The following is a 16,964-nucleotide window of genomic DNA, read 5'->3' as shown; positions in this document are numbered from 1 at the left end:
CTACTCGGCGTCATCCTCGGCTGACTCGCTCGCGTCGTCGGTCGAATCTGTTTCGGCTTCGATATCGGAGGGTCCGTGCTCGGTTTCCTCCTCGGCTTTCGGGAGGCGGACGTGCAGCGTGCCGTCGTCTTTGAGTACCGCCGTCCCGGCAGTGGGGTCGACAGTCGCATCCTCCGGAAGCGTCGCTTCACCGTTGAGCGCGAGGCCGCGGCCGGGATAGGTCATCTCGTATTCCTCCTGTGCGGAGCGGAACCGGTCGAGTTGGACGGAAACTGCCCCGTCCTCGAAGCGGACCTGTACGTCACTGCTGTGTGCGCCCGGCGCGTCGAAAATCGCCAGGAAAGCGTCGTCGCTTTCCAATAGATCGACCGGGAGCCCGCGTTTTTCCTGCGTGCGGGCCATGACCCGGCCGAGAGTCCCGAAGACGGCGGACCCGACCGACTCGCCCACGCCCCGCATTACAGCTCCACCTCCGAGAGGCAGTCGGTTTGCTGGCAGTACGGACAGACGAAATCACTTACACCGACGCTGTCGGGCATGTCGTAGGTGTAGTGCAGTTCGAACATGTCCATCTCGCACTCGTCGTCCGTGCAGACAACTTCCAGAGTTTTTGGCATGGACGACAATTAGGGCGGGGTCGTAATCAATGCCGTGGCTGGGCGACTCGGGTGGAGCCAGTCGACGCGACTCCGGGTACGAACCCATGTGTAATTTTAAATGTGGGGCAATCAATAGGGTATGATATGCCAGAGATACTCGCCGAGAACCTCTCCGGAAAAGCGGTTATGGGTTCGGATGGGGCCGAACTCGGTATGTTGTACAACATCACGATGGATCTCGATTCGGGACGACTCACGAATCTGGTCATCAACCCCGACGAAAACTACACCGGCGGCGACGGTTTCGAGTCCGACCAGCAGGGACGACTTCTGATTCCCGTCAATCGTGTGCAGGCGGTCAAAGACCACATGATCATCCAGCGGTAAGGAATGTACATTCTCGATTCATCAGCTTTTATCAACGAGTATCACACCGACGAACAGATTGCCTCGATTCCGCTCGTCAGAGAAGAACTCGAAGATGAGAGCGCCTACCGATTCGATGCACTCGAAGGCTCGGGAATGCACATGCACATCCCCGATGCCGAAACCGTCGATCAGATCGAACGGGCAGCCCGCGAAACCGGCGATTACGACGAACTCTCCCGCACCGACATCCGGCTGATCGCCGCGGCTTTCGAACTCGACGGAACCCTCGTCACCGACGACTACGCGATGCAAAACGTCGCCGAGAAACTCAACGTCACCGTCGAAGTAATCGCCCGCGAAGGCATCGACGAACAGCGAAGCTGGACCTACCAGTGTCAGGGCTGTGGCCGCGAGTTCGACGAAAACCACGACCGGTGTCCGATCTGTGGCAGCGGGCTCTCACGGAAAAATCCCGCCTGAACGACTTACCGGACCCGGTCAGATCGGATGCTGTCGTCCAGTTCCGCCAACCCGAGGTCGACGAGTTGCTGGAGAACTTCCGTCTCCCTGAGATTGTTCTCCCGAGCCAGGTGACGGATCTCTCTGGCGTGGTCGTCTGATAATACGACGCTGTAGGAAGTCGGCATACGTATGCCAATATCACGCATGATATTAAAGGCTCGTCAGACGGGCGTCCGATCGAGAGTCAGAGCCCGCCGGTCGTTTCGAGATACAGCGACAGATAGACCAAGCAGTTCCAGATTGCGTGAACGACGATCGGGACGAGAATGTTTTCGGTGTACTCGTAGAGCACGCCGAGGATGATTCCCGAACCGAGCGCGATGATAATGTACGCACTGGCGCTTCCGGTGGCGACCAGCGCAGAGTAGTGAACCAGTCCGAATACTGCGGCTGCCCCGAGAATTCCAGGGACGACGCCGTACGCGCGCCGGAGCAGCCCCTGAACGACTCCACGAAAGAGCAGTTCTTCGGCAGGTGAGTTCAGGAGTATTACCACCGGGATATAGTACAGGAACAGCTCCGGATTCTCGCGGCCGCTCTCGACGGCGGCGTTCTCTGCCGGCTTGAAGCCGAGCCAGGAGACGAACTGTTCAGCGCCGATCATAAAGGCGATCAAGACGACGGCACCGACGGCGATGGTAGCCAGATCCCGAATCGTCGGGCTGGCAGCGCCCACCAGCGACCAGTCGTCACGCCAGGCGAGGTACGCGAGCGGGGCCGCGAGTAACCCGACGAAATTCGTCGCGGTCTCCGCGATCTGTGCCGGCGGCGAGGCGGAATTCAGGCCGGCAGCGTCGATCATCCCGTTACCGATGCTGACGAATAGTCCGGCGACGATGAACGCGCCGAGGACGAGCAGAATCGAGTGGATGATGCCGATCCGGCGGTGCTCTCGATCGCCGATCTCGAAAAGCGGGCGACCATCGGGCATCCGTGCGGAACCGAGGCCACCGGAGTCGTCTGCCATTGTACGTCCTAAGCGTTACTCGTTCAAATCCGCTGTGATTGCAGCTACTCGATCTGGAGGCGTTCTTTCGAGGCGACCGCATCGGCTTCCTCGAACTCGCCGCCGCCGAGCAGTCCGCGAGCGGCTCGTTTGCCCCACTCGACGGCCGGCTGGGTGAACGTCTCAACATCGTACAGTTCGCCGGCGAGGATACAGGCCGCCTCCATCTCGTACAGCAGCGCACCGACGGCTTCGGCGTCGGATCCGTCGAGTTCGAGCCGGACGTTCGGACAGTCCGCGGCGGCCAGACTCGCCTCCGTCGCCTCGAACTCCGCATCGAGCAGATCGCCGAGATCCTTCCCGCCCAGATACGCGAGATCCGGAATTCCCGTCTCGGGGATCGCTCTGTCCGGTTGATCGGTCACTCGCAGCAGCGTGACGAGTTTATTTTTTGGGCCAGCCCTGTACAGTTGCAGTTGGGAGTGCTGGTCAGTCGCGCCGAGTGCGCGAACCGGCGTCTGTCCGCCGCCGTCTTTGCCGAGACTCTCGGCCCACAGTTGTGCGAACCACTCCGCGAACGCTTCGAGGCCTTCGGCGTAGGGCATCATCACGTTCGTCGAGTAGCCCTGCTGATCGAGGGCGTACGCTATCGCGCCGTACGCGTAGGCCGAACAGTCGAACAGCGAGGGAGCCAGCGAGTCGGCGGCCCGCTGCCCGCCAGCCAGCAGCCCCTCGATATCGTGGCCGCGGATCGCCGCCGGTACCAGCCCGACAGCCGACAGCGCCGAGAACCGACCCGGAACACCTTCGGGAACCCGGAGCGAGGGGAGGCCGTGGCCGTCGGCGAGATCACGCAGCGGTCCCTCCTCGCCGGTCGTGACGATGGTCCGCTCGGTCCAGTCGACACCCGCCTCGTCCATCGCATCGCGGACGATCAGGAAATTCGCCAGCGTCTCAGCCGTCGTCCCGGATCGTGAGACCACGTTGACAGCAGTCCGTGAGAGATCCAGTTCGGCCAGTGTCGTCTCGATGTGGGCCGGATCGACGTTGTCGAGGACGTGGTGAGCAGTGTCGCTCGGACCGAGGGCTTCGGAAATCGTCGCTGCGCCGAGCGCACTGCCACCGATGCCGACGGTGAGGACGGCATCGCTGTCGGCCAGCGGGTCGACGGCGGTCTGGATCTCCTCGGGATCGGTCGCAGTCGGGAGATTCAGCGATGCATAGCCGAACTCCTCGTCGGCACGGCCGCGTTCGATCCGTTCGTGGGCACGCTCGACATCCTCGTCGATAGCCTCAAGTTCCGCCCTGTCGAGTCCGTCAGCGACGACATCGCTCAGAATATTGCCGATATCAATCTGCATATTGGCTCTCCGTCAGGCACTCCTAAATGGTTCACGGCTCCGACTGGACAGCCCCATTGTGGAAGTCGAAACCCCAAAGAACGCCCGTGACCTACTTTGCGGTATGTCTCAGGAGGACGACGACGGGGCAGTCGACGAAACGGATAGTGACGAGTCAGCGGGTGGCCGAGATCACGAGGACGATCCAATCGCGGGAATGTACGACGACCCGGACAGCAACCCGAGTCCAGTCAAGCCCGGGGAGGCCGGGGACAGCGACGATGATGACTCGACTGGACTCACTGGTCCGATGGCAGAAAAGCCGGAGGAGCCCGAGACCAAATCGGGGACGTACTACGTCAAATTCGCCGAGGAGAAGGCCGTGACACTGCACGACATCGACACGGCAGAGATCAACACCCTCATCGAAAACCCGGGTTTCGAGGCTCACGACATCATCAAGGCAGACCTGATCGCACAGCCACCGATGGAAGTCTCCTATATCATCAAGGACCTACACGACCACTACACCATCGAGGTCGAGACCAGTCCGGAACCACCGACGACACAGGTGATGGAAGTCGCCGATCAGATGGACGAAGACGAAGTGATCGCAATCGAGCGCGAAGGGGACGGGGAGATTCACATCCTCAAGATTGCGTCGGAAGATGTACAGCGCACGGCGGACTCGCTCGACGACGACGAGAAGCCGTACAAAAACGCCGTCGACGTGGGCGTCGACCGGGTCGAGATCCGGACCGACGAGGACGAAGGTATCATCAGCATTCGATATCTGCCCTGACTTTGGGGAAACGCTTACCATCGTTATCTCCCCAGTCCGTAGTATGCCAGCAGATGACACGGCAGAACGGGGAATCGGGGATGCAATCGATGCCGCCGCCGAGACCTACGGACTGACACTCACAGACGAGGAGCGCGACGCGTACCGGACTGAAATCGAGAATACCGAGGCATTACTGAGCAGTCTCACGGCGACAGCCTTCGAGTCCACACCTGCCGAAGACGTGACCGAAGGAACTGACGAATACAACGCCTTTCTCTATCGGTGTACGCTTGCGGGCGCGGACTCGGGGTCGCTCGCGGGCAGGGACGTTGCAGTCAAGGACAACATCGCAGTCGCGGGCGTGCCAATGACCTGCGGCTCCGGGGCCATCGACTTCGAGCCGTCGTATCACGCCGCCGTCACCAACCGCCTGCTCGAAAGCGGGGCAAACCTCGCCGGGACGACCAACATGGACGAGTTCGCGTACTTCACGACGAGTGAGACCTGCGCACACGGGCCAGTCACGAACCCCAACGCAGAGGGGGTGCCGGGCGGCTCCTCCAGTGGGAGTGGCGCAGCAGTCGCGGCCGGGCTAGTCGACGCCGCGCTCGGGACCGACACAGGCGGTTCGATCCGCATTCCGGCATCGTTCTGTGGTATCGTTGGGTTCAAACCGACCTTCCGGACAGTACCACGGTTTGGTTTCGCCGATCTGGCGAGTTCGCTCGATCACATCGGTCCGCTCGCTCCCGACGTGGAGGCGGCAGCCACAGTATTGGAGGCGATTAACGGCCCCGACAGCCGAGATCCATCGACCGACGGCGTCCCGACACCAGCGCCGACCGACGGACTGGGACGCGACGCCGACGGGCTCCGCGTTGGTCTCGTCGAAGAAGCACAGGGCCGGGCCGACGACGAGGTTGCAGATGCCATCGAGCACGCGACCGACCGTCTCGAAGCCGCCGGCGTGACCGTCGAAGCGGTGTCGCTGCCAGGATTCAACACACAACCGCTGGTCAACGCCGCGGTGACTGCCGCCGAGTTCACGACGCTCGCCGCACAGGCCGGCCAGGACATCGGGGTCGGCACGGGGTACAGCGAGGGGTGGCGCGAGGCGATGGCGACGATGGACGCCGACGAACTTGGCGAGAACGTCAGGGCGCGGCTGGTCATCGGACGTGCACTCGCAGCAGGCGACGACAGCGCCGGCTACGTCGCCGCACAGAACACCCGCCAGCAGTTCAGGGATACCGTCGACGAGCGACTCGACAGCTACGATGCGCTCGTCCTTCCGACGACACCGATCACCGCTCCCGAGTACGGATCGGTCGAAACGGATGCGGATCTACTCGAAACGATTGCCTGCACGAGTCCGTTCAACCTGACTGGCCATCCGGCACTGTCGGTCCCCTGTGGCGAAGCCGGCGATCCGGTCGGCTGTCAATTTGTCACCGACTGGTTCGACGAGGCGACGGCTGTCGCACTCGGTCGGGCGCTCGAATCGTCGTCCTAATTCGTCGGCAGAACCGCCCTACCGGTAGTCCAAACGGCAAGACGACGAAACAATTGTATAAAAAGGCTTATTCAACCCCACCTCGGAAGCAAGCCTATGGGACGTATCGACGTCGAGCGAGCCCCTTACGAGGAGTACACTGACCGCCAACTGGCGGTCATTCCACTCGTAATCCTCGGCATTTCTCTTGCGATTATCGCCAGCGCGTACGTGTTGACAGGAACACCAGTCTCGCTGGGCTTCGAGTTTACCGGGGGTACAGAAATCGAATTTGTCGCGGACGATACCTCGACCGACGAGATCGAACAGGTCCTCTCAGAGCACGACATCGAGAGCGTCCAATCCATCGGTGTGGACGGAAACAGCTACCTTGTCCAGACACAGGCGACCGGTGAGGAGGCCGAAGCCATCGAGCAGACTCTCAATGAGGAGTATGGCGACGGTGAAGGGGTCGTCCAACGAGCAGAGCAGCGATCAGCCTCGTTTGGTGGGGACACTCAAGGCCAGGCCCTGATCGGTGTAGTCATCGCGTTTACCGGCATGAGTATCCTCGTAGCGCTCATGTTCCGGACGTTCATTCCGAGTATAGCAGTCGTCCTCTCGGCGTTTTCAGATATCGTAATCCCGGTTGCACTGATGAACATTTTCGGAATCGACCTGACACTCGGCGCAGTCGCCGCACTACTCATGATTATCGGTTACAGCGTCGACTCAGATATTCTGTTGAATAACCACGTCCTCCGGCGGCGTGGCGGTTTCTACGAGAACGCATACGCTGCGATGCGGACTGGGATTTCGATGACGCTGACCTCGATTGCGGCGATGACCACGATGGCGATCGTGGCCCGTATCTTCGCGATCCCGTTACTCGGCGAGGTCGCACTCATCCTCGTGTTCGGATTGTGTGCAGATCTCGTGAACACGTACTTGCTCAATATGAGTCTCCTTCGCTGGTACACGGACGGTGGTAGCGCATGATCGACGTTCGAGACAACTGGCGGATCCTGATGCTGGTCGTCCTCTGTGCGCTGGCCGCAATCGCGCTGTTCGGGCCGATCGGAGCCGGCGCTGGTGAGGACACCTCCGCCAACCAGACACAGCAGTTCAGCGATCCGACGAACCTGCAGTACGGACTCGATCTGGCAGGCGGGACGCGTGTTCGCGGCCAACTCGACGGACAGGCCGCCGAAGACGTGCAGTTCGAGAGGGGCAGTGGCAGCGAGATCCAGTCGACGGTCGTGAGTGAACTGGAGGGAGAATACGATGTCGAACCAATCGACGTGCGCGTCCGACCACAACTCGATGCGATCGAGTTGTACAGAACTACCGAACAGGTCCCCAAATCTGAGTTCGTCGCTGCCCTCAACGAGGCCGGTGTCGAGGCGAACGAAAACGACGTTCGGGCCGGAGTAACCGAGACATCTCGCGAACAGGCGGTCGAAGTGCTCGAACGACGGATCGACGAAACCGGTCTCGGCGGATCGAGTGTAACGACGACCCAGTCCGCCAGCGGCGAGTACTTCATCGTCGTCGAGGTGCCGGGTGCCGACCGGACACAGGTCGAAGAGCTGATCGGTGAGCCGGGTCGCGTACAGATCCTGCTCGCAAGCCCGAACGGGACTGAAAACGCGACGGCACCGGAGACAGAAGTGCTGCTCGAGGAGAACGACTTGCTTCGGATCCCCGGCGCCTCTCCGGCAGACGAGACGAGTGAGCTACCGTACGTTTCGATCCAGTTGACCGACGACGCTGCCGAGCGATTCCAGGAGCGGATGGTCGAGTCCGGATTCACCGACGCGAGTCCCGGCCAGCAGTGTCCCGGGCTGGACGAGGGCGAACAGCCCAATCCGGATCAGTACTGCCTGATTACGGTCGTCGACGGAAACATCACCAGCGGTGCGGGACTCACAGCGGAGTTCGCGTCTAATCTCGAAGCCGGCAACTTCGACGGTGGGTACCGCATTACAACCGGCTCGATGGACGAGGCGCGTGCCCTGGAGATCGACCTCCGGGCAGGTGCGCTGCCGACCACGCTCAGCATCGAATCCAGCAGCTTCATCTCACCGAGCACTGCACAGGTGTTCAAGCCGCTCGCACTGCTGACGGCCTTCCTCGCGTGGCTGTCGGTGAGCCTCGTGGTGTACATCTTCTACCGCGACGTTCGAGTCGCCGTGCCGATGCTGGTCACCGCGGCCAGTGAGGTGTTCCTGTTGCTCGGCTTCGCCGCTGCGATCGGGATGGCGCTGGATCTCTCTCACATCGCCGGCTTCATCGCAGTCATCGGGACAGGATTAGACGACCTGATAATCATGGCTGACGAGATCTTACAACGGCGCGACGAGGTGAAGACTGGACGCATATTCCAGAGTCGGTTCCGCAAGGCCTTCTGGATCATCGGCATGGCCGCCGGGACGACGATCATCGCCATGAGCCCACTCGCGGTACTCAGCCTCGGTGATCTCCGTGGCTTCGCTATCGTCACCATCGTCGGCGTCCTCATCGGTGTCCTCATCACCCGCCCCGCCTACGGTGACGTCCTCCGCAAACTGATGCTTGACGACGTCAAGCGCAAGTAATCGAGAACGCCCCTTTTTCGAGTCACTCGCCGCGTCGTGGTTTGCCCAACCGCGTGATTGGATCGATGAACCGAAGCGCGAAAGCGGGCGAGTGGCCCACGAACGTCTCGCTGGGCGGGAGTGTCGCCGACGGGACTGCCGATCTCCCCGAGCGAGCGATCGAAATCGCCCGCGATGCGAAAGCAGCGATCGGCCTCGATTTCTGGCTTGCTCGCCGAGTCGTTGGCCTCTCTCGATTGCACGCTGATGGGCCTCCTGGTCGTAGTACCTGTCTTCGGAGTCCCCGTAGATCCCTTCGACTGGATCGACGGCATGGAGCGAGGCGCTCGCCGCTGTACCGCGTGACTGCATGATCCAGCGCGTTCCAGGATTGCCGTGAGCCGTCTATCGGCACGAGTACGTGGGTCCCCATGGTGAACCTATGTGAGACATCACCAAATGCGCTAGGCCCTCGAAGAGGTCCTACGGGACATCGGCACTCGGTATCGGAGCGGCCTCGATAACTTATTGACCTGGGTCGTCTACGGAGGGTATGATCTCACGAGTGCTCGTCCCGATGGACGGCTCAGAGATGGCCGAACACGCCCTCGAATTCGCCCTCGAAAACTACCCGAATGCGGAGATCACGGTTCTCACAATCGTCGGCGAGCCGTCGGGGATGATGGGCAACGCGGTTGGACTCGCCCTCGAAGAGGACTTCGAGGAGGCAGCGAACGAACGCGCGAAGAAGGTTCACGACCGCGCCCGGGAACTGGCGGCAGAGTACGACGCCGACCTCGACACAGTCGTTGCAGTCGGTCGTCCGGCGCGAGCAATTCTCAACCGTGCCGAGGATTACGACACTGTCGTGATCGGGAGCCACAGTGGCAGCCTCGCCGATCGTCTGTTCGTCGGTAACGTTGCCGAAACGGTGTTCAGGCGATCACCCGTTCCGGTGACAACCATCCGGTGAGTGTCGAGAAACGTCGCATTACTGCGGACGGAATCTCTTGACGCCGACTGCCGTCAGCAGATACAGCGGGAGGGGAACACTCAGGACGACGCCTACCAGTCCCCAGTCGGCCACGCCGAGGGCGATCGAGCGCGCCGAGACGAGAACGGAAGTTCTCCGGATCGATAAGCGTGCTCACGGATCCGGACGATACCCATATCCAGCGGGACCACGGGGAGCTCGCCTATTCCACACCCTTGCGAGCGGACGATCCTAGGCATGACCGAAACCGCGGTGGGTTCTGGCGCTCTCGACATCGGAAATCTCGGAGTCTTCGAAGCGTATCTGCGTTCGATCTCCGACCAGCGGTGGTACGTCGCGGCGATCCGGATGGCACTGGCTGGGTTGGTCGTCGCCGTCATCAACATTGTTCTCCCGGGGTGAACACTACCCGTCGCTCCCGGAGCATACACGATCAATCGATTTTTCATCAGTCTCGTAACAGCAATGTAGGTTTATCAGCAGTCCAGCCGTCATATTACGTATGTCCCAGGAGAGCCCAGTCCAACTGACAACAGAGCAGCGTGACGAGTTTCTGAAAAACGGGGGGACGGGCGTGCTCTCACTCGCGACGGGTGAAGAGCCGCCACACTCGGTGCCGGTGTCGTACGGCTACGACGCCACGACAGAGACGTTCTATTTCCGGCTGGCTGTCGGTGCGGAGTCATCGAGGTCAGATCTCGATACCGGCCACGTCTCGTTTGTCACGTACGACGAGACAGACGAGGGGTGGTGGAGCGTCGTTGCGAGGGGGCAACTCGAACACGTCGAAAGCGAAGGGATCGAAATCGAGACGCTGGAAGGACTCGACCGGGTGGACATCCCGCTAGTGGATATCTTCGAGGCACCGCTCCGTGAGGTCACGTTCCGATTCTATCGACTGGTGCCCGACGAATTCACGACACGGGCCGAGGCGTAGGACAGCGCCGGACAGATCGGTATCGCCTGGCTTCGTCGGTGCCCGATCACGGGTGAGATTCTGTTGTCTGGGCTGTCCATGATCTTATTTGAAAGTTCTGTGTAGGGGAGATATGTCAGTGGAATCGACACAGCGAAGGGTGCTCACGGTGCTGATTGCGGTGGTCGTCGTGAGTATCGTTCCCGGTGTCGGTGCTGCACAGTCAGGTGTCGGCGACTCGACTGTCATCGAATCCGGAGAGAGTGTCTCAGATGTCAGTGGCGTGTACGGCGTGATCATCATCGAGGGGACCGTTACCGGCGACGTGTCGGGGGTAGCTGGCAATATTGTCGTCAGAAACGGTGGCGTCGTCGAGGGTGACTTCGAGGCGGCGGCCGGGAATATCCGGATTGCGGGGACGGTGCAAGGCACCGTCTCGACGGGAGCGGGATCAATCTATCTCACCGAGAGCGGTCTCGTCGAAGGCGATTTCGACGTCGGCGCAGGAGACGTGCGTATCGAGGGAACCATCCGCGAGGACGCACAGATCGGAGCCGAGACGATTCGGTTGGGCGAGGCGCAGGCCAAATCGGCAGCGACCCACCGGTAATGCCGTGGCTTGCGCGCTGTTGCCGCTGTAGCCCCGCCCCACTTATTGGAAATCCTGATGTATCTCTAGAGAGATGACTATTGAAACATTACAAGAGTACGGATTGGAGGAAATGACCGACGGAGAGATCGGCGATTTCCTCACGAACCAGGGAGTGGGCGTGTTGGGTCTTCCAACCGAAAGCGCGCCGTATCTGATTCCGATGTCGTTCGGATTCGACGGTGGGGACTGCCTCTATTTCAGTTTCTTCGTCGGAGGAGAGAGCACGAAAGTCGAACTGAGCGAGCGTGCGGAGTTAGCTACCTTTCTCGCCTACAGCGCAGATTCGGTGTTTTTCTGGGAGAGTGTCCTCTTGCGGGGCGAGATCACCGAACTCTCGGCAGACGAGATCCGCGAGAATGACGCCGCGCTGGATAACGCGTGGCATCTCGACCTTTTCGAGCGAGCAGGGAGTGCAGGACAACTCCGGCTATACGCCTTCGAGATTCAGGAACGGATCGGCCTCAAAAACATGGGGCTGCCGCCCGGATTGCAACAACAGCGATCTACTGATACGGCGGAGTAACCACCGATCCGTGGCCGGCACTGACACCAGCAGGAGATATTTAACACATGTTGTCGAATGATACGGTATGTACGATCGGATCCTCTTTCCGACAGACGGGAGCGAGACGGCCGCCGCAGCCTTCGAGTACGCGCTCTCGATTGCCTCCGCTCACGACGTGACGGTTCACCTGTTGCACGTGGCGGATTCGTCGGTTGTCAGTACGACCAACGTCGGGGGTAGCGTCGTCGACGTTCTCGAAGAGGAGGGCAAACAGTACGTCGACGAGTTGGAAGAACGAGCGGAGGCGGCCGATGTTTCTGTCGTGACTGACGTGCAGCAAGGAGCCCCCGCCGATATGATCGTCGAATACGCCGACGAATACGACATCGATCTGATCGTCATGCCGACGCACGGACGAGACGGACTCAAACGGCACTTGCTCGGAAGCGTGACCGAACGTGTCGTCAGTACGGCGTCGATCCCTGTTCTCACCGTGACCCCGAGCGAGGGCGGTGAGTTCGTCTATCCGCCGTCCGACCTCCTGCTTCCGACGGACGGCAGTCGATGTGCAGACCTGGCACTCGAAGAGGCGACCGCACTTGGCGACGCGATCGGAGCGGGGTTGCACCTGCTGACGGTTGTCGAGACTACTACACTCGGTCTCGACGTGCGGTCGACGGTCGCCAGCGACAAACTCGAAGCGCAGGCAACGGAGATTCTCGATACTGCGGCGGCAACCGCCAGGGAGGGCGGCATCGAGTCAGTGACCTCAGCCGTCGCCTACGGGCGGCCCTACCGGGAACTACACACGTACGTTACCGAACACGATATCGATCTTATCGTTCTAGGGACCCGCGGAGAGACAGATTTCAGTCGGTACGTGTTGGGCGGTGTGAGCACGAAGGTGATCCGATCCGCCCCGGTGCCGGTCCTGTTAGTTCCCGATCAAGAGTGATCTGAACTCGAAACGGCAAGTCCGGTCCGCTAGCGTTTTGCGAGATAGCCGCCCAGTCCGCCGAATACCGCCGGGAAGACGAGACCGATCAACACGATTGACTCGATCAGATCCGGGCTGGTGCCGTTGTGTTCGAGTGCAATCGCGCCGATAGCTGCTGCGATGGCGTATCCCACCGCCACCGTCGCCCCGTAGAGTGCCATTTGGACGTTTGGCGTCTCGAAGGTCCCGTTCGTGCGGGCGACCGAGCGCCCGGCGAGAAACAGGAAGAATCCTGCCAGCAGCGTATACGCGATCGACGGCACGAGAAACTCCTCGCTCAACACGCTGAAATTTTCTGGCACAGCCACGAGATAGCTGTCGTAGATCTTCCACCCGACGCCGTAGATGAAAAAGTCCGCGTTCGGCTCGAAGGTATCGCCCAGTGAGTAGAAGAAATCGCCGATGAAGATCAACCCAAGAACGAGATAGGAACTGATGAAGTAGGCCACGCCGTTGATCGCACCCGAGATCCACGGGAGTGTGCTGAAGTCGACACTGGACGTGTTCTGTTGCTGTCCGCGGGACGGCCCCCGCTGGGGCTGGCGAGACTGCCGAGGCTGTTGCTGGGCACCCCTCGGCTGCTGCCCACCACGGGATTGGTTGGATGGCTGCCCACCCCGTGGTTGATTTGCCCGCTGATCGCTCCGGTCACGCTGTCTATTTCCCGGACCATCAGATGACATGTCCTCATATTTTAAATTGTTTCTCAAAAGGTTTTGTGTACTTGTCACTTGGTAATAGTTACGCTATTGGAACCCGGCCAATTCCTCCCAGCAGGACGAGACACGCGAGACGGATCGAAAACCGACGGCAGTGACTCACCAGAGCACGACCGGCCAGACGAACCGAAACAGCAGCCAGATGAGGCCGGTCAGCACTGCAGTCATCACGATGTTCAGGATGACACCAGCTTTCATCATGTGTCGCTGTTTGAGATAGCCAGAGCCGAAGACAATTGCATTCGGTGGTGTCGCAACCGGAAGCGCGAACGCGAAGCTCGCAGCGACAGCCCCCGATACCGAGAGGAACACCGCTGCCGATACGTCTGCGAGGCCGAGCGTCGTGGCGAAGACGCCGCCGATACTGATGAGGATCGGGATAATGATGGTCGCAGTCGCCGTGTTCGAGGTCATCTCTGTGAGGAAGATGACGAGGAGAACGATCACTGCGACCACGAGGACGATTGGGGCGCCAGTCAGCGAAGTGAACACGGAGTCGGCGATCCAGTTGGTCGCTCCCGTCGTCGCCAAGGCGTTGGCGAGCGCGATGCCGCCGCCGAACAGCAGAATCGTCCCCCAGTCGATATCGGCCAGTTCGTCCCACTCCATCGTATCCGCGAGCACGAGCGCGGGAATCGCCGCCAGCCCGACCATCACGTAGTAGAGCATCCCTTGATGGCCCTCGACGCCGAACACCGTCAGTCCCTCGCCACCGAAAATCGTCGTCGCCCAGACCGCGGGGAGATACGGGGCGAGTAGTTCACCCAATCCACCGATTACCCACAGCGCAGCCGTCGCGACGAAGATGTACGCGACGCGTTTGCCGCGCGTACTCAGCGTTCCCTCTTCTTCGAGATAGCGCTGCGCTTCCTCCCGAGCGGCTTCGACATTGGAGATCTCTGGCGGATAGATCCGATAGGTGAGCAGATACCACGCGAGTGGAAGCGTCACGACGACGATCGGCAGGCCGATCAGCAGCCACTGGGCGAACCCGATTTCGTAACCGAGAATCTCGTTGAGTTGAGCGGCGAGGATTGCGTTCGGCGGCGTCCCGATGAGTGTCCCGACACCACCGATACTGGCGGCGTAGGCTGTGCCGAGGAGCATCGAAATCTGGAGGTTCGTGAACGACTCGTCGACGGCGCCGATTTCGGCGCTCCCATCGGCAGCGATGTCGGAGTCGAGATCCGTATTCGGATCCACCGCGGCGGCGGAGACGTTCTCACGACCGACGACCTGGGAGAGAACGCCCAGCGCAATCGGTGTCATCATGGCGGCCGTCGCCGTGTTCGAGACCCACATCGAGAGCCCGGCAGTCGCGACCATCACCGCAGCGACGAGACGCCGCGGCGACGTGCCCATCTTCGACATCAGCCACAGCGCGATCCGACGGTCGATATCGTACTTCTGCAGTGCATTCGCGAGCATGAAGCCAGCGATGAACAGGAAAATGAGGTGATCGGCGAATCCTCGCAGTGCCATATCGAGGTTCGCGTACACGCCCAGCGCGGTCAACACGAACGGAATCGATACCGCTGTCACCGCAAGCGGGAGCGCCCCAGTCACCCACAGGAACCCGGCAAAGAACATCGTTGCCATTGCGTATTGTCCCCTGATCGACAGCCCCTCGGGCGAGGGCAACGCAGCGACCACTGCCGTGCCAACGATCGCTGCTGTGAACAGTACCAACCGTCGTTGTGCTTGTGTGAGACCTGCCTGTATCATTGATACACGCCGGTAGCGGAACTGTATAATTAATATTTACGAAAATCTTGTTAGCGGATGGCGTTGTCGAACTCGCTCAGAAATGCGTTGCGAGGGCATGGATCTGTTCGTCGGTCAGTTCGGCGGCGTAGAGATCGAAGATTTCCTGTCTTCGAGGCTGGGAGAGCGAGCGCGTTCCAGATTCGAGCATGGAGACGTGCGCCTGCAGGATTCCGTCAATCTCTTTTTCGACAGTCCGCTGTTCGTATCCGGCTGCGACTCGGAGAAGCCGCCAGGCCAGCGGCGACAGGTCTGTGATATCAACTGCGGGCATTCAGCTATTCAGGAGTCTGCAGTGCGAGATAAAAGTACTCACGGATGTGATTTCGGAGAATCTTCTCGTCTCCTTGCGACGAATGAGGAAACGGGATGGGTTGGGGCGTCCTCGCGAACGAAGTGAGCGAGGGCTCGGAAGAACTCGTTCTTCCGGCGTCTGTGCGAGTTTGCGAGCACAGATTCGAGTGAGGTTCCCTCGCTCGGCGGATTCGAACCGGAGAAAGACGTGCTCACTTCGTTGCGCGCGCCTTTCTTGATTCGAATCCGCCCGTTCCACTTCCCACTCACACACGCCTCGCTATCGCTCGGCGTTGTGTTCGGGAGAAGTGGGTTGGGGCGGATTCGAACCGCCGACGTCCTCCGTGTGAAGGAGGTATCATAACCGGGCTAGATCACCAACCCGCGCAACCGATACTATCTCTGCGCCCGACTTAAGAATTGTCTTCCCGCTCGTCAGGTGAGTCGACAGACGCGAGCGTGAATTCGATCCGCTCGACATCCGCACCCTTCGAGATGCAGTCGAGGATTTCGATACCGCCGAGTTCACCCAGACTGTCGGCGTGCGTGCCGCCGCAGGGACACATATCGAACTCCTCGATTGCGACGACGCGCAACGGGTCGACGTGATCGGGGATCATATCGAGCAGTGCCCGCCCCTCGTCGACGTTGGCCTCGACGGTCTCCCGGGGGCGCTGTTCTTTGATCACGCCGTAGTCGGCGTCGATGGCTGCGTTGCTCAGTTCTTCGATCCGGTCGAGGTCGGCCGAGTCGAACGACGCTGGCTCGAAGTCGATCCGCGAGCGGTCGGCATAGACCTGATTGCCCGCAGTAGTGGCGTCGAACTCGTCGAGAACAACCCGAGAGACGACGTGTTGGGCGGTGTGCATCCGCGAGAGATTTTCGCGGCGCTGTTCGTCGATCCGTCCCTCGACTGTGGTCCCCGCTGCCGGCGGGTCGCCGTCCATCGACGCGACACCGTGCCGAACGTCTCCGTGGTCTTTCCGAACGTCGTCAATCGACGCGCTGCCGCCGTCCCACTCGATCGTGCCGTGATCCGGTGGCTGTCCACCACCCTCGGGATAGAAGTACGTTCCGTCGAGGACGATGTACTCCTCAGTCGCTTCCGTGACTGTTGCCTCGAAGCTGGTAACGTCGTCCGCGTCGGGAAGATACCGCAGATCAGTCATCACCACCACTCCGTACGGTCGATAAAAGAGCGTTGTGTCAGGCGCGGCGGGGCCGATTACTCGGCTGGCTTCTCGCGAACCTTGTCGAGGCGTTCGCGGGCCTCACCCAGCGCTTCTTTGGCTTCACCCTCGGCCCGTTCCTGGAATCCTTTCAGATCCTCTCGGAGTTTTTCGACGCGGCCCGGTTCCGGCTCCTCGTCTTCGTCTCGAAGCTCCTGGAGTCGCTCCTGTACCGGCTCCAACTCTTCTGCGAGACCTTTCTTTGCCGTTTCGCCCGCGCGTTTGACGTAGTATTTCGTATCTTCGAAGTGCTTGTTCATATTATA

Annotated in this window: 24 protein-coding genes and 1 tRNA gene; 14 read left to right on the top strand and 11 right to left on the bottom strand. The window is 60.6% G+C overall.

The window, feature by feature from the left end; translation table 11 throughout:
- Positions 1-459, bottom strand: a complete 459-nt coding sequence (locus V8P86_RS09965) for an Hsp20/alpha crystallin family protein (protein ID WP_336327113.1) — start codon at positions 457-459, stop codon at positions 1-3.
- Positions 459-617, bottom strand: a complete 159-nt coding sequence (locus V8P86_RS09960; protein WP_201289238.1) for a DUF7559 family protein — start codon at positions 615-617, stop codon at positions 459-461. The genes V8P86_RS09965 and V8P86_RS09960 overlap by 1 nt, the downstream gene beginning before the upstream one ends.
- Positions 618-743: 126 nt before the next feature.
- Here V8P86_RS09960 and V8P86_RS09955 point away from each other — a divergent pair, with 126 nt between their 5' ends.
- Both V8P86_RS09955 and V8P86_RS09950 read left to right on the top strand, forming a co-directional pair.
- A complete protein-coding gene (locus V8P86_RS09955; RefSeq protein WP_336327112.1) occupies positions 744-986 on the top strand; it encodes a PRC-barrel domain-containing protein in 243 nt (80 codons plus the stop codon).
- 3 nt (positions 987-989) lie between these two features.
- Entirely contained in the window at positions 990-1,448 is a 459-nt protein-coding gene (locus V8P86_RS09950) for an NOB1 family endonuclease (protein WP_336327111.1), read from the top strand.
- Between the two features lie 5 nt (positions 1,449-1,453).
- Here V8P86_RS09950 and V8P86_RS09945 read toward each other — a convergent pair whose 3' ends face one another.
- From V8P86_RS09945 to V8P86_RS09935, 3 genes are read right to left on the bottom strand one after another with little or no spacing between them, the layout of a single operon-like run.
- Positions 1,454-1,615 carry a CopG family transcriptional regulator gene (locus tag V8P86_RS09945; protein ID WP_336327110.1) on the bottom strand — a complete coding sequence of 54 codons (162 nt, stop codon included), beginning with the start codon at positions 1,613-1,615 and terminating at the stop codon, positions 1,454-1,456.
- A 59-nt stretch (positions 1,616-1,674) separates the two neighbouring features.
- The gene (locus V8P86_RS09940) at positions 1,675-2,457 is read right to left on the bottom strand and encodes a CPBP family intramembrane glutamic endopeptidase (protein ID WP_336327109.1); all 783 of its coding nucleotides are present in this window, start codon (positions 2,455-2,457) and stop codon (positions 1,675-1,677) included.
- Between the two features lie 44 nt (positions 2,458-2,501).
- Entirely contained in the window at positions 2,502-3,797 is a 1,296-nt protein-coding gene (locus tag V8P86_RS09935) for a phosphoglucose isomerase-related protein (RefSeq protein ID WP_336327108.1), read from the bottom strand.
- A 103-nt stretch (positions 3,798-3,900) separates the two neighbouring features.
- On the opposite strand from V8P86_RS09935, the gene V8P86_RS09930 reads away from it, so the two are divergent.
- The 12 genes from V8P86_RS09930 to V8P86_RS09875 all read left to right on the top strand — a co-directional run bounded on the left by V8P86_RS09930 (position 3,901) and on the right by V8P86_RS09875 (position 12,650).
- Complete coding sequence (locus V8P86_RS09930) at positions 3,901-4,578, top strand: DUF5812 family protein (protein ID WP_336327107.1); 678 nt, start codon at positions 3,901-3,903, stop codon at positions 4,576-4,578.
- Between the two features lie 43 nt (positions 4,579-4,621).
- Positions 4,622-6,073, top strand: a complete 1,452-nt coding sequence (locus V8P86_RS09925; protein WP_336327106.1) for an amidase — start codon at positions 4,622-4,624, stop codon at positions 6,071-6,073.
- Positions 6,074-6,169: 96 nt separating this feature from the next.
- Entirely contained in the window at positions 6,170-7,051 is an 882-nt protein-coding gene (locus V8P86_RS09920; RefSeq protein ID WP_336327105.1) for a protein translocase subunit SecF, read from the top strand.
- Complete coding sequence (locus tag V8P86_RS09915; RefSeq protein WP_336327104.1) at positions 7,048-8,649, top strand: preprotein translocase subunit SecD; 1,602 nt, start codon at positions 7,048-7,050, stop codon at positions 8,647-8,649. The genes V8P86_RS09920 and V8P86_RS09915 overlap by 4 nt, the downstream gene beginning before the upstream one ends.
- A 65-nt stretch (positions 8,650-8,714) precedes the next feature.
- Positions 8,715-9,002, top strand: a complete 288-nt coding sequence (locus V8P86_RS09910; protein ID WP_336327103.1) for a hypothetical protein — start codon at positions 8,715-8,717, stop codon at positions 9,000-9,002.
- 179 nt (positions 9,003-9,181) lie between these two features.
- On the top strand, positions 9,182-9,601 hold the full coding sequence (locus tag V8P86_RS09905) for a universal stress protein (protein ID WP_336327102.1): 420 nt from the start codon (positions 9,182-9,184) through the stop codon (positions 9,599-9,601).
- Positions 9,602-9,769 (top strand): hypothetical protein, encoded by a 168-nt coding sequence (locus V8P86_RS09900; protein WP_336327101.1) that lies wholly within the window; start codon positions 9,602-9,604, stop codon positions 9,767-9,769. It abuts the gene before it with no gap.
- A 90-nt stretch (positions 9,770-9,859) separates the two neighbouring features.
- The gene (locus V8P86_RS09895; RefSeq protein ID WP_336327100.1) at positions 9,860-10,024 is read left to right on the top strand and encodes a hypothetical protein; all 165 of its coding nucleotides are present in this window, start codon (positions 9,860-9,862) and stop codon (positions 10,022-10,024) included.
- 100 nt (positions 10,025-10,124) lie between these two features.
- Positions 10,125-10,559, top strand: coding sequence for a pyridoxamine 5'-phosphate oxidase family protein (locus V8P86_RS09890; protein ID WP_336327099.1), 435 nt, complete (start codon positions 10,125-10,127; stop codon positions 10,557-10,559).
- Positions 10,560-10,671: 112 nt separating this feature from the next.
- Positions 10,672-11,148 carry a bactofilin family protein gene (locus V8P86_RS09885; protein WP_336327098.1) on the top strand — a complete coding sequence of 159 codons (477 nt, stop codon included), beginning with the start codon at positions 10,672-10,674 and terminating at the stop codon, positions 11,146-11,148.
- 73 nt (positions 11,149-11,221) lie between these two features.
- Entirely contained in the window at positions 11,222-11,713 is a 492-nt protein-coding gene (locus V8P86_RS09880; RefSeq protein WP_336327097.1) for a pyridoxamine 5'-phosphate oxidase family protein, read from the top strand.
- Positions 11,714-11,780: 67 nt separating this feature from the next.
- Positions 11,781-12,650, top strand: a complete 870-nt coding sequence (locus V8P86_RS09875; protein ID WP_336327096.1) for a universal stress protein — start codon at positions 11,781-11,783, stop codon at positions 12,648-12,650.
- A 29-nt stretch (positions 12,651-12,679) separates the two neighbouring features.
- Here the strand turns inward: V8P86_RS09875 and V8P86_RS09870 are convergent, their stop codons facing one another.
- The 6 genes from V8P86_RS09870 to V8P86_RS09845 all read right to left on the bottom strand — a co-directional run bounded on the left by V8P86_RS09870 (position 12,680) and on the right by V8P86_RS09845 (position 16,958).
- Positions 12,680-13,375, bottom strand: a complete 696-nt coding sequence (locus V8P86_RS09870) for a DUF7978 family protein (protein ID WP_336327095.1) — start codon at positions 13,373-13,375, stop codon at positions 12,680-12,682.
- A 135-nt stretch (positions 13,376-13,510) separates the two neighbouring features.
- Positions 13,511-15,136: an SLC13 family permease gene (locus tag V8P86_RS09865; protein WP_336327094.1), complete on the bottom strand. Its 1,626-nt coding sequence runs from the start codon at positions 15,134-15,136 to the stop codon at positions 13,511-13,513.
- A 76-nt stretch (positions 15,137-15,212) separates the two neighbouring features.
- Positions 15,213-15,449 carry a DUF8599 family protein gene (locus V8P86_RS09860; protein WP_336327093.1) on the bottom strand — a complete coding sequence of 79 codons (237 nt, stop codon included), beginning with the start codon at positions 15,447-15,449 and terminating at the stop codon, positions 15,213-15,215.
- Between the two features lie 329 nt (positions 15,450-15,778).
- Positions 15,779-15,853, bottom strand: a tRNA-Val gene (locus V8P86_RS09855).
- Positions 15,854-15,882: 29 nt separating this feature from the next.
- Positions 15,883-16,638: an alanyl-tRNA editing protein gene (locus V8P86_RS09850; protein ID WP_336327092.1), complete on the bottom strand. Its 756-nt coding sequence runs from the start codon at positions 16,636-16,638 to the stop codon at positions 15,883-15,885.
- A 56-nt stretch (positions 16,639-16,694) separates the two neighbouring features.
- Positions 16,695-16,958 (bottom strand): DUF7553 family protein, encoded by a 264-nt coding sequence (locus V8P86_RS09845; RefSeq protein WP_336327091.1) that lies wholly within the window; start codon positions 16,956-16,958, stop codon positions 16,695-16,697.
- Between the last annotated feature and the right edge of the window lie 6 nt (positions 16,959-16,964).

The sequence above is a fragment of the Halovenus anhuiensis genome (assembly GCF_037080055.1).
Classification (GTDB): Archaea; Halobacteriota; Halobacteria; order Halobacteriales; family Haloarculaceae; genus Halovenus.
This window is presented reverse-complemented; position numbering and strand designations above follow the sequence as displayed.

Bases quoted from the DNA above. Each gene is read 5' to 3' on its own strand.
- V8P86_RS09965 (WP_336327113.1), bottom strand. From the start codon at position 459: ATGCGGGGCGTGGGCGAGTCGGTCGGGTCCGCCGTCTTCGGGACTCTC.
- V8P86_RS09960 (WP_201289238.1), bottom strand. From the start codon at position 617: ATGCCAAAAACTCTGGAAGTTGTCTGCACGGACGACGAGTGCGAGATG.
- V8P86_RS09955 (WP_336327112.1), top strand. From the start codon at position 744: ATGCCAGAGATACTCGCCGAGAACCTCTCCGGAAAAGCGGTTATGGGT.
- V8P86_RS09950 (WP_336327111.1), top strand. From the start codon at position 990: ATGTACATTCTCGATTCATCAGCTTTTATCAACGAGTATCACACCGAC.
- V8P86_RS09945 (WP_336327110.1), bottom strand. From the start codon at position 1,615: ATGCCGACTTCCTACAGCGTCGTATTATCAGACGACCACGCCAGAGAG.
- V8P86_RS09940 (WP_336327109.1), bottom strand. From the start codon at position 2,457: ATGGCAGACGACTCCGGTGGCCTCGGTTCCGCACGGATGCCCGATGGT.
- V8P86_RS09935 (WP_336327108.1), bottom strand. From the start codon at position 3,797: ATGCAGATTGATATCGGCAATATTCTGAGCGATGTCGTCGCTGACGGA.
- V8P86_RS09930 (WP_336327107.1), top strand. From the start codon at position 3,901: ATGTCTCAGGAGGACGACGACGGGGCAGTCGACGAAACGGATAGTGAC.
- V8P86_RS09925 (WP_336327106.1), top strand. From the start codon at position 4,622: ATGCCAGCAGATGACACGGCAGAACGGGGAATCGGGGATGCAATCGAT.
- V8P86_RS09920 (WP_336327105.1), top strand. From the start codon at position 6,170: ATGGGACGTATCGACGTCGAGCGAGCCCCTTACGAGGAGTACACTGAC.
- V8P86_RS09915 (WP_336327104.1), top strand. From the start codon at position 7,048: ATGATCGACGTTCGAGACAACTGGCGGATCCTGATGCTGGTCGTCCTC.
- V8P86_RS09910 (WP_336327103.1), top strand. From the start codon at position 8,715: ATGAACCGAAGCGCGAAAGCGGGCGAGTGGCCCACGAACGTCTCGCTG.
- V8P86_RS09905 (WP_336327102.1), top strand. From the start codon at position 9,182: ATGATCTCACGAGTGCTCGTCCCGATGGACGGCTCAGAGATGGCCGAA.
- V8P86_RS09895 (WP_336327100.1), top strand. From the start codon at position 9,860: ATGACCGAAACCGCGGTGGGTTCTGGCGCTCTCGACATCGGAAATCTC.
- V8P86_RS09890 (WP_336327099.1), top strand. From the start codon at position 10,125: ATGTCCCAGGAGAGCCCAGTCCAACTGACAACAGAGCAGCGTGACGAG.
- V8P86_RS09885 (WP_336327098.1), top strand. From the start codon at position 10,672: ATGTCAGTGGAATCGACACAGCGAAGGGTGCTCACGGTGCTGATTGCG.
- V8P86_RS09880 (WP_336327097.1), top strand. From the start codon at position 11,222: ATGACTATTGAAACATTACAAGAGTACGGATTGGAGGAAATGACCGAC.
- V8P86_RS09875 (WP_336327096.1), top strand. From the start codon at position 11,781: ATGTACGATCGGATCCTCTTTCCGACAGACGGGAGCGAGACGGCCGCC.
- V8P86_RS09870 (WP_336327095.1), bottom strand. From the start codon at position 13,375: ATGTCATCTGATGGTCCGGGAAATAGACAGCGTGACCGGAGCGATCAG.
- V8P86_RS09865 (WP_336327094.1), bottom strand. From the start codon at position 15,136: ATGATACAGGCAGGTCTCACACAAGCACAACGACGGTTGGTACTGTTC.
- V8P86_RS09860 (WP_336327093.1), bottom strand. From the start codon at position 15,449: ATGCCCGCAGTTGATATCACAGACCTGTCGCCGCTGGCCTGGCGGCTT.
- V8P86_RS09850 (WP_336327092.1), bottom strand. From the start codon at position 16,638: ATGACTGATCTGCGGTATCTTCCCGACGCGGACGACGTTACCAGCTTC.
- V8P86_RS09845 (WP_336327091.1), bottom strand. From the start codon at position 16,958: ATGAACAAGCACTTCGAAGATACGAAATACTACGTCAAACGCGCGGGC.